Here is a 12667-nt window from a genome sequence, read left to right on the forward strand (position 1 = left end):
GACAATCATGTTGGATTATGAAACGTTGCGGCTCATTTGGTGGCTGCTGATTGGCATCATTCTGGTGGCCTTTATGGTCACTGACGGGTTTGATATGGGGGTCGGCTGCCTGTTACCGCTGATCGCGCGAAACGATGATGAGCGACGGGTGTTAATCAATAGCGTCGGGGCGCACTGGGAAGGTAACCAGGTGTGGCTCATTCTGGCGGGTGGTGCATTATTCGCGGCCTGGCCGCGGGTCTATGCCGCCGCATTTTCGGGGTTTTATGTGGCAATGATCCTGGTGCTGTGTGCTCTTTTCTTTCGCCCGTTGGCCTTTGATTATCGCGGCAAAATAGCCAATGCACGCTGGCGTGCTATGTGGGACACCGGGTTGGTTATCGGGAGCCTGGTCCCTCCTGTTATCTTCGGCGTCGCGTTCGGCAACCTGTTCCTGGGCGTGCCTTTTATCTTCACACCACAGCTTCATGTGCAATACCTGGGCACTTTCTGGCAGTTACTCTCACCCTTTGCGCTACTGTGCGGCGCATTAAGCCTGATGCTGGTTATTCTGCAAGGGGGTGTTTGGCTCCAGTTGAAGACCGACGGCATTCTTCACCAACGTGCGCTCTCTGCTACCCGTCGTAGCGCAATGCTGGTCGTGCTCTGCTTTCTGTTAGCCGGTTACTGGCTATGGACGGGGATCGACGGCTATGTGTTGCTTAGCCAGGATCCGAATGGTCCTTCCAACCCGCTATTAAAAATGGTAACGACCTCACCGGGCGCGTGGATGGCGCACTTTTATCAGTCACCACTGCTGTTAATTATTCCGCTGCTTGGCATGATGTTCCCGATGCTCGCGATCTATGCCTGCGGGCAACGTCGGGCCGTATGGGGATTTCTGTGCGCTTCACTGACCCAGGCCTGCGTGATCTTCACCGCCGGAATCACCCTGTTTCCGTTTGTGATGCCTTCAAGCGCGTATCCGCTCTCTAGCCTGACGGTGTGGGACAGTACCTCCAGCCAGATGACGCTCAGTATCATGCTGGTTATTGTGCTGATTTTTCTACCGATCGTTCTGCTTTATACCGTGTGGAGTTATTACAAAATGCTGGGACGAATCAATGTAGAAACGATCCGCCGCCACAATCACGAACTTTACTAGGGAGGACCGTACGATGTGGTATCTGTTTTGGTTTGTCGGCATTCTGCTGATGTGCGCACTCTCCACGCTGGCACTGGTCTGGCTGGAGTCGCGGCAGAAATAATACTGCGCGTGCGCTACGCTTTCTGGCTCCCCGGTTTATTCGGGGAGCGTTTTTATCCCCTTTCCATCAGCTCGCCAAGGCGCCGAATCTGCCGTCCCTGGCTATCGAAATTACGCTCATCGAGCCACAGATCGTAGGCAGGTCGAAGTATCGGGTACTCACCGTCAATGATTGAGTACCATGCGGTATCTCGATTACGACCCCGGGTAACGATAGCCTGCCGAAATATACCTTCAAAACTGAAGCCAAAGCGCTCCGCCGCCCTACGGGAAGGCTCATTGAAGGCATCACATTTCCATTCAAAACGGCGATAGCCCAGATCCTCAAAAACGTACTTTAAAAGCAATGATATGACTTCCGTTGAAATTCGCGTGCGTTTCATGCGTACGGAGTAAGAAACATGCCCTACCTCAATCACACCATTTGCGGGATCAATCCGCATAAGAGCAAACGTACCAACAGGTTTCATACTGGTTAAATCGATCACGGCAAAATGCATCGGATCTGTCTGTTCTTCCATGTGTTTTAAATAAACCAGGAAGGCATCAAAAGTTTCAAAAGGTCCGACCGCCAGATATGTCCAGTCACGACAATCGCTTGCTTCGCAGTACGCTTCATACAACTCTTTTGCATGGCGTTCGGTGTTAATGCGCTCAAGCTTACAATAGCGACCTGTAATTTGCTGAGCCTGTGGAAAGGGTGCGCCTTTCCAGTCAGACAAAGTCATACCTACGGGTTGTTGGAATTGATTAAAGACGCCCGGCATATCTGTACCTCTTACAAAACAGAACTAAACCAGCGCAGGGTATGATCAAACTGAGCGGCCCAAAAGAACCACAATGCGTGTTTTTAACGGATCCACACTCTTTAATTGTACAAAAAACAGGCACTATATTTTTGCCCGTAGCGAAAGAAACGTATTTACTGCATTAATGCTAAGAGCTGAATAAATTATAATTTAAATAACCTGAGCCAAACGGCGAATCCCATCAACAATTGCCTCTACCGGATGATTTGCAAAACCAATCAAAATCCCCTGTCGTGAGACATCGCTCTGGTAATAACGACTTAGTGATAGTATTCCCATCCCTAGTAATCTGGCTTGCTCCTCAACTTCATTTCCGGTTAATCCGTTTTGTAGCCAGCACACAATATGGACGCCAGAGTCAGAAGGCTGCACAATCATTTTATCAGCCAGGTATTCTTGAATAGCATTGACCAGCGCAGTTCTTCTTTCATAGCATGCCTTACGAATTCGGCGCACATGACTGGCATAGTGACCATCCTCAATAAAATTCGCCATCACAGCCTGTTCAAGATAACTGGTGCCAAGATCGGAAAAATATTTCGTCACCATAATTTGTTCTTGTAAACCCGGCGGGACAACTAAAAAACCTAAACGGAATTCCGGGTACATCATTTTAGAAAATGTTCCGGCGTAGATTACGCGTTGATTCTGATCTAATCCTTGCAGAGCTTGTAAAGAACGGTCGGCATAACGGAACTCGCTATTATAGTCATCTTCAAATATCCATGCCTGATTCAACTTCGCCCATTCCAGCAACTCAAAACGCCGGGATAAACTCAACGTTCCACTTAATGGATATTGATCCGACGGGACGACATAGGCCAGCTTAGCGTCAGGAAAATGATCAATACCATAGCGGACGTTCATTCCCTCGCTATCTACCGGTACGGGCCTCACCATCGCGCCAACTGACATGAAGGCTCCGCGGGCGCCTTTGTAACCCGGGTCGTCCAGCCAAACGTCACTTCCTGCCGACAGCAATGCTCGTGCAGTAATGTTCAATGCCTGTTGAATACCATTTACGATGATTATCTGTTCTTCGTTACAGTTCACTCCACGCGTTGTTTTAATGTAGCGGCAAACCGCTTTTCTCAATGGAAAGTACCCGCAAGGATGAGTGTGAGCGCCCAGTTGATGCCGGGATTGTCTCCAGACACGTTGCAGTAGCTTTCCCCATAACGCATGCGGGAAGAGATCCGTACACCCGACACCAACCGCAAATAGGCGGTTCATGCCGCGCCCTTCATACTCATTTGACCACAAATCGCGAACAGGATTATTTCGACTGTGAACCTGTTCATCAGGCGAGACGACGTCCCCCGACGCCATCTTTGGATAGCTATTGCTGATACTCCGATCCGGAATATTATGTGAGACATACGTTCCAGACCCTTTACGGGTCAGGATATACCCTTCATCTAATAGCCTGTCAAAACCGGCGATCGCTGAGTTTCGTGAAATTGACATCATCTCGGACAATGCCCTGGTTGACGGCATTTTTGTTCCTGGCGGCAATCGCCCTTCGAGGATGTGATCGCGGAGGATGTGGTAAACCTGCTCCTTAACCGCGCCTTTTCCTAAAACAAATCCTTGAAATAAAGGCGCATTGTTTTTCTTCATTGTATTAACCTTTATACTAAAAGTGGATCCTATCAATATATCGAAAGTGTCTCTTTACGAGAATTTATAAAGTTCTTAGTATCATCATACTAACACATTACTCGTATAAAATATCAGGATATATATGACTAACATGAATACCGTCACTATTGAAAGTGCAGAACAAAAAGACTACGCCAGCTGGCTTCCTTTATGGATAAACTATCAAACATTTTATCGCACTAAAATTTCAGATGAAGTAACAAAATTAACGTGGGAGCGTTTCCTTACCCCGAGCGAACCTGTTTATTGTGCTGTTGCCAAATATGATGGAAAAATAGTGGGACTGGTGCATTATCTCTTTCACCGTTCAACATGGGCAGAATCCAACTATTGCTATCTCGAAGATTTATTTGTTAGCGAAGAGGTACGTGGCCAACATATCGGTAAACAGCTTATCGAGTATGTCCAACAACAAGCCAAAAAACACCACGCGTCAAGATTATACTGGCATACGCATGAAACCAATCTCCGCGGACAACGACTGTATGACTGGGTGGCCCAAAAGAGCGGGATGATCGAATATCGTATGTAAGGATAATAATACTCAGGATAGTATTTAATTATTCAGTACTAAAAATAAGCCTCTGAGTAGATATACTCAGAGGATGTCTCGGTGACAAATCCCCCCAACCTGAATAAGATAAGGAAAAAAACCAGCGATAAGCAAATTCTTAAGAATCAAAAAGGTAAAGAGCCAGCATGGCAACGATAAAGGATGTTGCAGAGTTAGCGGGAGTGTCCACCGCAACAGTTTCACGTGTTATTAATCAAACCGCATGGGTTGAACCCGTGACGCGTGAGCGTGTTGAAAAAGCCATGCGCGAACTGAACTATCATCGCAATGCCGCCGCTATTGCATTAGCGAAACGCAGCGGTGACATGCTCGGGTTATTGACCGGCAACCTTGCCGATCCCTTTTTTGCCAGGCTTGCCCGAGGCGTGGAAGAAGTATCACGCCAGCAGCAATTTCGGCTGATGGTATGCAGCGGTGGCCACGATGAAGGAATGGAAAAATCAGGACTCGATTTCCTGATAAACCAGGGCTGCGAAGCTATTGTGGTCCATGCCAGTAGGCTGTCTGAAAAGGAACTGTTGCGATATGCCGCTCATTTTCCCGCCATGGTGGTCGTGAACCGCTATATTGCCGGGATGGCCAATCGCTGCGTGTGGCTGGAAAATAGTCAAGCAGCTAAAACAGCCACGCTACATCTCCTGGAACAGGGGCACCGTTGTATTGCCTGCGTGACAAGTGATTTACCGATTATCGATCGCCGTGAGCGGCTGGAAGGTTATCGCCAGGCGCTGGCCGAATATGGCATTACGCCAGATAAAAACTGGGTGATTAGCGTGCCCTTTAATGAAGAAGGTGGCGAACGCGCTGCACACCAGCTGCTTAATTGCGGCATTCCTTTCACCGCAGCAGTGACGTTTAATGATGTAATGGCTGCCGGGATTATGCGCATCCTCCATCAGCAGGGAATTACACTTCCGCAGCAGCTTTCGATCGTTGGATTTGATGATGTGGTGATGGCCCGCTATCTCTACCCCGCACTCACAACAATGCATTATCCCGTTGAGCGCATGGCTCGCTGCGCTTCGCAGCTGGCGATACAGCTTTTTAAGGGCGCAACCCAGCGTCCCAGCGTGAATAGTTTCACTGCGGATTTAGTAATCCGCGATTCTGTTCTTCCCCCCTCTCTCTGAAATCAATGCGTAAATCGTCAAGCCCCTGAATTGTGATCGACTTCAAGTTTAACGTCTTCATGTAATCGCTTACATGAGGGCCAATGAGCGATCACAGTCAGGCAAAAGGGTGTTCTCTACTCTTGGGCGACCTTACAGACTGGAGATTCATGAATGAATGCCTCTCAAAATCAGAAAAAAACACTCTCATTTGGACTGGCAGTAATCCCTATTTTAGCCATGCTACTGCTGTTAATTATTGGCTACGGCATCATGGGGCTACGTATTGAGCCTTTGTTGCTATGTTCTGCTGCAGTCGCCGCGGGTATGGCCTGGTGGCAAGGGTATTGCTGGGAAGACATCATTAATTCGGTGGTTGATAAACTCGCCAAAGCAATGCCGGTTATCATGATTCTTATCTGTGTCGGCGGCCTGATTGGTACATGGATGTTCAGCGGCACCATCCCTTACATGGTGTACTGGGGACTTAAACTCATCAGCCCCGAATACATTCTCATCGCCGCATTCTTTTTGACCAGCGTCGTATCGGTGTGTACCGGAACCTCCTGGGGTTCCGCCGGAACGGTTGGCGTAGCATTGATGGGCGTTGCCGCCGGACTGGATGTTTCGATGGCAGCAGCGGCAGGTGCCGTTGTTTCTGGCGCTTACTTCGGTGACAAGATATCGCCGCTGTCAGACTCCACCAACTTTGCGGCCATTGTTGCAGATACCACCCTTTTCGAGCATATCCAGCACTTATTATGGACCACCATTCCCAGCTTTCTGCTTGCCGCCGTGGTTTATCTTATTGCCGGCCACAGCAATATGCTGGGCGAGGTCGCCACGCCGCAACGGGTTACCGATATTGTCAACGCTCTGGAGTCGCTATACCACTTCAATATCATTCTGATTTTGCCACCGGTTATTGTGTTGTGGGGCGCGATTCGTAAAAAGCCGGTCATTCCTTTAATGCTGAGTGCATGCGTATTAGCCCTGATTCTGGGCGTTGTCATGCAAGGACTCAGCATCAAGCAGGGACTGGATGCCTTTATAGATGGATTCAACATTACTATGTTCCCGCAAGGGAGTGAGGGCATTATTGCAGATGTTCCGCGCCTGCTGAACCGCGGCGGAATGTTCTCAATGATGAGCACTATCCTTCTGGTATTTTGCGCATTCTCTTTTGCCGGTGCCTTAACGTTAACCGGCGCACTCAACATTATCATTAACCGCTTACTGACGGTCATTCACAGTGTCGGTCAGTTAATTGCGGCAACCATTGGTACCACCCTTCTGGTGACCGGAGCGACAAGCGACGGCAAGCTGGCTCTTCTGGTTCCAGCTGAACTGTTTAAAGACGCATATCGTCGTATGGGACTGGATACCAAAAATCTGTCCCGCACCATTGAAGACGCTGGCACCGTCATTGAGCCGTTGTTGCCGTGGACCGCTGCCGGAGTTTATATGGCCACGACATTAGGAGTGAGCACGCTGGATTTATTGCCATGGGCGATTCAGTGCTATGCCGCAATCTTCTTCGCCTTGATTTACGGTTTCACGGGAATCGGTATTGCGAAGGCGCCATCAGTGGCAGAAACAGAAAAAAATATTACGGCAACAGAATAGGGAGAGCATGTAATGGATTTTAATAAGATTATCGATCGTCACGATACCGCCTCGCTGAAATGGGACTTTATGGCGCGATATTTCGGCGAGGATACACATCAACTGTTGCCAATGTGGGTGTCTGATTTTGACTTTACTTGCCCGCCCGCTGTTCAGGAGGCTTTAACTCACCGCGTCGGGCACGGTATTTTTGGTTACAGCGAACGACCACAAAGCTACTTTGATTCATTAATTTCATGGTTCTCAACCCGGCATCAGCTGGAAATCAAGCAAGAGTGGATCTGCAGTATTGAAGGTGTTGTTCCGGGATTATCGCTACTCGTACAAATGCTAAGTCAACCCGGTGAAGGCGTGGTCGTTCAGGGGCCTTATTATGGTTCATTCGCTAAAATTATCTCTCTGAACGGCAGACAGCTGCTGGAAAATCCGTTGTATGAGGACCCGGCTACCGGTTATCAAATGGATTTTGCTCACCTGGAAATGTTATTCCGGACTGAACGTCCGCCGCTGATGATTTTATGTAATCCGCATAATCCAACCGGTCGTTGTTGGTCTGCACAGGAGCTGGAACAGCTACTTACGCTATGCGAGACCTATGATGTGACGTTGCTGTCTGATGAGATATGGGCAGATTTATTGCTTCCTGGAGAACAATTTACTTCAGTTCTGCATCTGGGAGAACGCTGGCATTCGCGTGTAATTTCAGCTACTTCAGCCAGTAAAACGTTTGGTTTGTCGACATTGCGTATTGCTAATTTTCTGATACCGGCACCGGCATTGCGTGAACACTTTTTACGCCGTCTGGATGCACATGGACTGGATGTATTCAATGCGCTATCCGTCGAGGCGAGTACGGCTGCATGGCAACATGGTGCACCATGGTTAGACGATTTACTTGGCTATCTGGCTGAAAATCGACGCTGGTTTATTCAACAAATTGATGAATATCTCCCATGGGCTCGGGTTGTTCCTTCCCAGGCAACGTATCTACTGTGGATAGATTGCAAAGCGCTTGGACTGGATGATGAGCAGCTCAAATGGGTAATGCTTGATGTTGCCGGTATTGCGCCTTCAATGGGAAATGGCTTTGGTCCTGCTGGAAAAGGTTTTATCCGCCTGAACATGGGATGTCCACGCGCCTACCTCGAAAAAGCGGTAGAGGGCTTGAAGCGTATTGCATTTACATCCTGTTGAATCTGCTCAGTAAACGAATCGGCCCTGGCACAGGGCCGCTCGATATTATCAGCCATTTCGACGAGGCCTGATTAACGGCCTCTGAACTACCAACCAAGAATGGCGATGCGGAGAACGTGGTGCAGGTTACCCGAAAAATAAGATGTGCGCTGAAAACCGCAGTAAACGGGCTTTGCGTTGATTTCGGTAGACTTGAGAAGAGTTTGAAATGGTGCCGATAATAGGAGTCGAACACTCAATAAATTTCGTGTCTGGTCATCACCTGCCGACCTTCGCAACCGAATGATTTTTGAGCTATTTCACACTTTCTTAAAGGCCATTCATTCTTAGCAGAATAAACGCCCCGACACTTTAGACGGGGAAATCATGAAAGTAAACAAAGATGATCGCTATCTGATAACAGACGCTTACGGCGTGTATTACTGCCGGATAGTGCTTCCGGCGTATTTGCATGACGCTTTCGGAGGCAAGAAAACTCTTGTTCGAAGTCTCAAGACAAGCGATCTCCGTGTGGCACGACGCAAGCGGGATGCAATAGTGACTGAATACGAACGAGTGAGAGAGTTAGCCGCACCGCCAAAGCCTGACAGCATTCAGGATACGATCAGCTATCTCCAAAGCGTGGCGAAGTATGCCAGAGCGTCACCAGTGGCACAAAGTGCAGAAACAAGAAATAGCAGGCGGGAACCTTCCGCAACACCCAATAATAACAAGGCTAACAAGCTCGCGCCCTCCTGCCCTTCACTGGTAGGTATGCTGGATGTGTATCTGTTACAAAATGCCGATGTTAAGAAGATTGGCACACTGTCAAAAGATAAACGAGCCGTTACCGTGTTTCTGTCTTATCTAAAACGCTCCGACATTCAGCTAAGTGACATTACCCGTACTACCGTAAGCGGATGGTGTGACTACATGAAAGAGAATGGTAGAGCCATACAAACACAGGCTAATTTCCTCTCTTCGATGGCTGGAATCCTCGATCTTGCCGCTGCCCGTTATCACGATGCCCCGCCGCTTGAAAAAAACCCTTTCAGAGGGCATAAGCTCAACACAGCAAAGAGCAGAGAAAGTTATGAAGCATTCACCGATCAGGATGTGATCGCCCTTCTGAGAGGCTTACAGGAAGCCGGAGAGGGGGAATTATTCGATGTGGCAAGCATTGCCGCTTACAGCGGAATGAGGATCGGGGAAATCTGCAATTTGAAGCCAGAGCACATTATTGTGATCGACAATGTTCACCTCTTCCATGTGCAGGAAGGGAAAACCTCAAACGCTGCCAGGGTTGTTCCTATTGCCTCTAAAATCCTGCCGATGGTGTTGGAACGCTGTCAGAAGCCCTACAACGGCTTTTTGTTCTACCGTGCCAGCATCACTAAGAGAGAGGACGGGAAGCGCTCAAGCTGGCATGTAAACCGCTTTGGACGGCTTAAACGTGACATTCTGCCGGATAGTGAAAACAAGGTGTTTCACTCGTACCGCCACACATGGATCAGCAAGCTAAACGCCGCTGGAGTGGATGAATCTCGTATTGCCTTGCTCGCGGGTCACTCGTTTGGAGAAACGGAGTCTTTCAAGACGTATTCTAAATCCGTTCCTGAGCGTATCGTGAAAGAATTGCAGAGTTATGTTGAGCTAATAAGCTACAAATGAAAAAAGGGGCGCAAGCCCCTTATTTTTTAAACTCCGTAGTAACAGTGTCAGATTCAGTTTTCTTAGGTGCATTATTCACCACCCTTTGTTTCACCGTACCGCCTACAGATTTATTCCCCTGCGTTTTAATAGCAATTACATTAACTGTAGCAGTGCTAACAAGTCTGATCTGTTCAAATTCAAGATCGAATTGCATCGCGTATTCAGATTTATAATCGTAGGAGATGCCCGAGAGAATAACATTCTCGTACACTTTGTGCTCTGTCACTAATGTAATAGGCTGACGACTATCAAAGATTTTATCAAGATACTGGATAGCCTGAGAAATACGAGTACCATTTACACCAGCACTGTATAAGAGGTCTTTCTCTAACCTTATCGGAGTTTCGGTAATAATACCGGATAGCTTGAATGTATTATTCTTAATCTGAACGTGATCGTTCACCTCTGCCCCGCTCTCGACGGGATAGCTTGTAATGTCTGCCTGTCTGCGTATTCCCGTATCTGTGACAGCATCAAACACAATAGCTTGATAATTCTGAATGTAGTTATCTGAGGCTGAATTATAAACAGATGCAAGGATAGTGAATCCGTTTTCACCTTTGGTACGTGTAGAGCTGCTGTTATTACTGTTTGAGGTTGAATTGATTCGGGAAGAATCGCCCCCAATAGTTAAACTACCTGGTGTTGCCATTTATTCTTATTCCTTGAGAATAGGCGGTATTACCCGCCCGTTGATGATTGTCCAGAGGAAACAGCAAGTACCATGCGCTGATTGTTCTGATTAATACGCTGATCTACGCTCGCATTTAGCATGTTTCCGAATGTCGGATCAGGGGCAATAGTGAGAGAGATCATTCCTTCCGGTAGATTATTTTGTAATACCACTGGCTGCACCACTGTATTATTAGCTGGCGGTGTCGCTGTAATGGTTGCTGATTGTTTCAGCATAGAAACAGGAGAATAATCACCGTTGGCGCTCTGCGCGTAGTTGCTCACGTCTTTAGCGTCGCTTGTCCCGTTCCACCAATCATGGAAAGTATCGAATACATTATGCTCATGACCATCCGCTTTAGGCTGGCTGGCTCCATAAGCGTTAGCCACAGGATTACTTCCCGCATGTACAGGTGCTGACGTAGTGCCGTAATGCTGGCTCACCGCTTCTTTAGTGCTGTTGTCACCAGTAAGAAGGTTTAGCTTACCAGTGATCCAGTTGGAGAGTTTCAGCAATCCTACGGCAGCATCCCCCGCCGCTCGTCCGACACCCTCAAAGAAGGGTAAAGCGTCCTGCATGGCTTGTTTCCACTCTTTCACCGTTTCAGGGTCGAGAGAGTCCATAAACCCTTCAAAGAATGCCAACTTCTGGCTATCAGTTAGAATGTCCATTTCCTGATTAAACTTACGGTATGCAACAAGCTGATCCTGTTGTTCCTGGTTCAACCATTGCCCGTTACGCTTGAGCACGTCCACCTGATCAGTGATCGCTTTTCCCTGATTAGAAAATGCCTTGTGATACAAGCCTAAATCGTCTGCAAGGTCTTCCAGGTTGTGAAGGATTTGCTCTTGTGAATAGCCTTTCCCCTGCATGGTGTTAGTGTAAGCAGAAACGAAGCCAAACGGATTGGATTGGTAGGATTTCAGATCGTCTTTTGTGAATCCCATGTTCAGGGCTGTATCTACAGCAGCGTTTCCACCTTTCCATTGTCCAGACTTCTTATCAAAGGTGCTGTTGGTGTAGCTGTCTGCCAGCTTTTCTGAAATGTCTTTTCCGTTATCCAGTAGCTTACGCTGCCCTTGAATTCCCATACCGGAATCAATACCGTTAGCCGTGGCATACTGCGAAAGTGCCTGCAAAACGTTGTAATCCACCCCGCCCAGCTTCGCACGCTGTACAATCTCGCTACGCTCTTCCTGTGCCGTTACAGCGTCTTTCCCCCATGAATAAGCACCATACGCAGCCGCACCAATACCAGCGCCAGCAAGCGCACCAGTGCCTAATCCCATCAAGCCGCCTGTAATCGCTCCAGAGCCGCCAGCGGGAGCCGTAGCGCCTCGTTTAGCTGCTTGCCTACGTTCAGCGTTAATGCGTCTGTAACCCTGCTGTAAGCGCTTAATCTCACTGTTCTGACGCTGTAGGCTGATCGTTCCATCAGCATAACTGCGGGTTATTTTGCTGGCCTGTAATGCAGCCTGGGTTAGCTCAACATTGGTAAGATGTTGCATTGATTTAAAGCTGCTCGCGGTATCGAGCAATTTTAACTCTGCCCGTTCACGGCGCTGTGCGTTTCTCGCGGCCTCTTTTGCTGCCAGGGCTTCCACACGGGCTTGCGCCTTCGCTGCCCTTGCCTTTTCTCGTTCATCGTTGCTACGAGGCTTAGAGGCTTTCTTATTCAGCTTATCTAATTCTCTTTCAGCAGACTTTAGCCCCTGGCTGAATCTCTTCATGTTTATTGTGGGGTCTTTAATACCTTTCGCTTTCTTCTGAATCTGGTCAAAAGCATCAAGAGCTGTCTTCATAGAATTACGGTCAACGCTGAATGTCACCGTGTTCTTGATAGAACTTGTGTTAATCTCAAGCATCAGCACCGCCTTTCTGATCTAAAAAATGATGAATCGCTTGCTCTACAGTTTCACCACGAAAAATACGTTGTCTCACGCCGTTATAGTCAACATCTAATAATCTGCACATTGCAGCAACATTCAATAGCCCTTCGGCATCAGAGGCCGATAATTGAACATGTAGCCCTCTGTTAGATTTCAAAATTAAGTACATACTCTTTCCTCACGCTGAAAATAA

At 48.0% G+C, this 12667-nt stretch carries 12 protein-coding genes; 7 read left to right on the top strand and 5 right to left on the bottom strand.

The annotated features are described in order from the left end of the window. Positions 1-7 precede the first annotated feature (7 nt). Positions 8-1144 carry a cytochrome d ubiquinol oxidase subunit II gene (appB, locus tag C2U43_RS20610; RefSeq protein ID WP_057068765.1) on the top strand — a complete coding sequence of 379 codons (1137 nt, stop codon included), beginning with the start codon at positions 8-10 and terminating at the stop codon, positions 1142-1144. Between the two features lie 13 nt (positions 1145-1157). Beyond that, positions 1158-1247 (top strand): cytochrome bd-II oxidase subunit CbdX, encoded by a 90-nt coding sequence (cbdX, locus tag C2U43_RS20615; protein WP_003830863.1) that lies wholly within the window; start codon positions 1158-1160, stop codon positions 1245-1247. 52 nt (positions 1248-1299) lie between these two features. On the opposite strand, the gene C2U43_RS20620 is transcribed toward cbdX, so the two are convergent. After that, positions 1300-2013 (bottom strand): GNAT family N-acetyltransferase, encoded by a 714-nt coding sequence (locus C2U43_RS20620; RefSeq protein WP_048236034.1) that lies wholly within the window; start codon positions 2011-2013, stop codon positions 1300-1302. Positions 2014-2205: 192 nt separating this feature from the next. Beyond that, complete coding sequence (gene pdxR / locus C2U43_RS20625; RefSeq protein ID WP_103285716.1) at positions 2206-3675, bottom strand: MocR-like pyridoxine biosynthesis transcription factor PdxR; 1470 nt, start codon at positions 3673-3675, stop codon at positions 2206-2208. A gap of 124 nt (positions 3676-3799) precedes the next feature. Here pdxR and C2U43_RS20630 point away from each other — a divergent pair, with 124 nt between their 5' ends. The 5 genes from C2U43_RS20630 (at position 3800) to C2U43_RS20650 (ending at position 9870) form a co-directional block, all read left to right on the top strand. Next, positions 3800-4249 carry a GNAT family N-acetyltransferase gene (locus C2U43_RS20630; RefSeq protein WP_032942441.1) on the top strand — a complete coding sequence of 150 codons (450 nt, stop codon included), beginning with the start codon at positions 3800-3802 and terminating at the stop codon, positions 4247-4249. A 167-nt stretch (positions 4250-4416) separates the two neighbouring features. Further along, positions 4417-5421: a LacI family DNA-binding transcriptional regulator gene (locus tag C2U43_RS20635; RefSeq protein WP_008783828.1), complete on the top strand. Its 1005-nt coding sequence runs from the start codon at positions 4417-4419 to the stop codon at positions 5419-5421. Positions 5422-5574: 153 nt separating this feature from the next. Then, complete coding sequence (gene nhaC, locus C2U43_RS20640) at positions 5575-7026, top strand: Na+/H+ antiporter NhaC (RefSeq protein WP_008783827.1); 1452 nt, start codon at positions 5575-5577, stop codon at positions 7024-7026. Between the two features lie 12 nt (positions 7027-7038). Then, complete coding sequence (locus C2U43_RS20645) at positions 7039-8220, top strand: MalY/PatB family protein (RefSeq protein ID WP_103285717.1); 1182 nt, start codon at positions 7039-7041, stop codon at positions 8218-8220. A gap of 366 nt (positions 8221-8586) precedes the next feature. Then, complete coding sequence (locus C2U43_RS20650; protein WP_103285718.1) at positions 8587-9870, top strand: tyrosine-type recombinase/integrase; 1284 nt, start codon at positions 8587-8589, stop codon at positions 9868-9870. Positions 9871-9889: 19 nt separating this feature from the next. Here the strand turns inward: C2U43_RS20650 and C2U43_RS20655 are convergent, their stop codons facing one another. From C2U43_RS20655 to C2U43_RS20665, 3 genes are read right to left on the bottom strand one after another with little or no spacing between them, the layout of a single operon-like run. Next, a complete protein-coding gene (locus tag C2U43_RS20655) occupies positions 9890-10564 on the bottom strand; it encodes a phage baseplate protein (protein ID WP_103285719.1) in 675 nt (224 codons plus the stop codon). Between the two features lie 29 nt (positions 10565-10593). Continuing rightward, positions 10594-12450 (bottom strand): hypothetical protein, encoded by a 1857-nt coding sequence (locus tag C2U43_RS20660; RefSeq protein ID WP_103285720.1) that lies wholly within the window; start codon positions 12448-12450, stop codon positions 10594-10596. Continuing rightward, a complete protein-coding gene (locus C2U43_RS20665; protein ID WP_057173259.1) occupies positions 12443-12643 on the bottom strand; it encodes a hypothetical protein in 201 nt (66 codons plus the stop codon). Before C2U43_RS20665 ends, C2U43_RS20660 begins: the two co-directional genes overlap by 8 nt. Between the last annotated feature and the right edge of the window lie 24 nt (positions 12644-12667).

This window comes from Citrobacter freundii complex sp. CFNIH9 (genome assembly GCF_002903305.1).
GTDB classification, from domain to species: Bacteria; Pseudomonadota; Gammaproteobacteria; order Enterobacterales; family Enterobacteriaceae; genus Citrobacter; species Citrobacter portucalensis.

Coding starts and splice junctions, on each gene's coding strand:
- C2U43_RS20630 (WP_032942441.1), top strand. CDS start 3,800: ATGACTAACATGAATACCGTCACTATTGAAAGTGCAGAACAAAAAGAC.
- C2U43_RS20645 (WP_103285717.1), top strand. CDS start 7,039: ATGGATTTTAATAAGATTATCGATCGTCACGATACCGCCTCGCTGAAA.
- C2U43_RS20655 (WP_103285719.1), bottom strand. CDS start 10,564: ATGGCAACACCAGGTAGTTTAACTATTGGGGGCGATTCTTCCCGAATC.
- pdxR (WP_103285716.1), bottom strand. CDS start 3,675: ATGAAGAAAAACAATGCGCCTTTATTTCAAGGATTTGTTTTAGGAAAA.
- C2U43_RS20620 (WP_048236034.1), bottom strand. CDS start 2,013: ATGCCGGGCGTCTTTAATCAATTCCAACAACCCGTAGGTATGACTTTG.
- cbdX (WP_003830863.1), top strand. CDS start 1,158: ATGTGGTATCTGTTTTGGTTTGTCGGCATTCTGCTGATGTGCGCACTC.
- C2U43_RS20665 (WP_057173259.1), bottom strand. CDS start 12,643: ATGTACTTAATTTTGAAATCTAACAGAGGGCTACATGTTCAATTATCG.
- C2U43_RS20650 (WP_103285718.1), top strand. CDS start 8,587: ATGAAAGTAAACAAAGATGATCGCTATCTGATAACAGACGCTTACGGC.
- C2U43_RS20660 (WP_103285720.1), bottom strand. CDS start 12,450: ATGCTTGAGATTAACACAAGTTCTATCAAGAACACGGTGACATTCAGC.
- appB (WP_057068765.1), top strand. CDS start 8: ATGTTGGATTATGAAACGTTGCGGCTCATTTGGTGGCTGCTGATTGGC.
- nhaC (WP_008783827.1), top strand. CDS start 5,575: ATGAATGCCTCTCAAAATCAGAAAAAAACACTCTCATTTGGACTGGCA.
- C2U43_RS20635 (WP_008783828.1), top strand. CDS start 4,417: ATGGCAACGATAAAGGATGTTGCAGAGTTAGCGGGAGTGTCCACCGCA.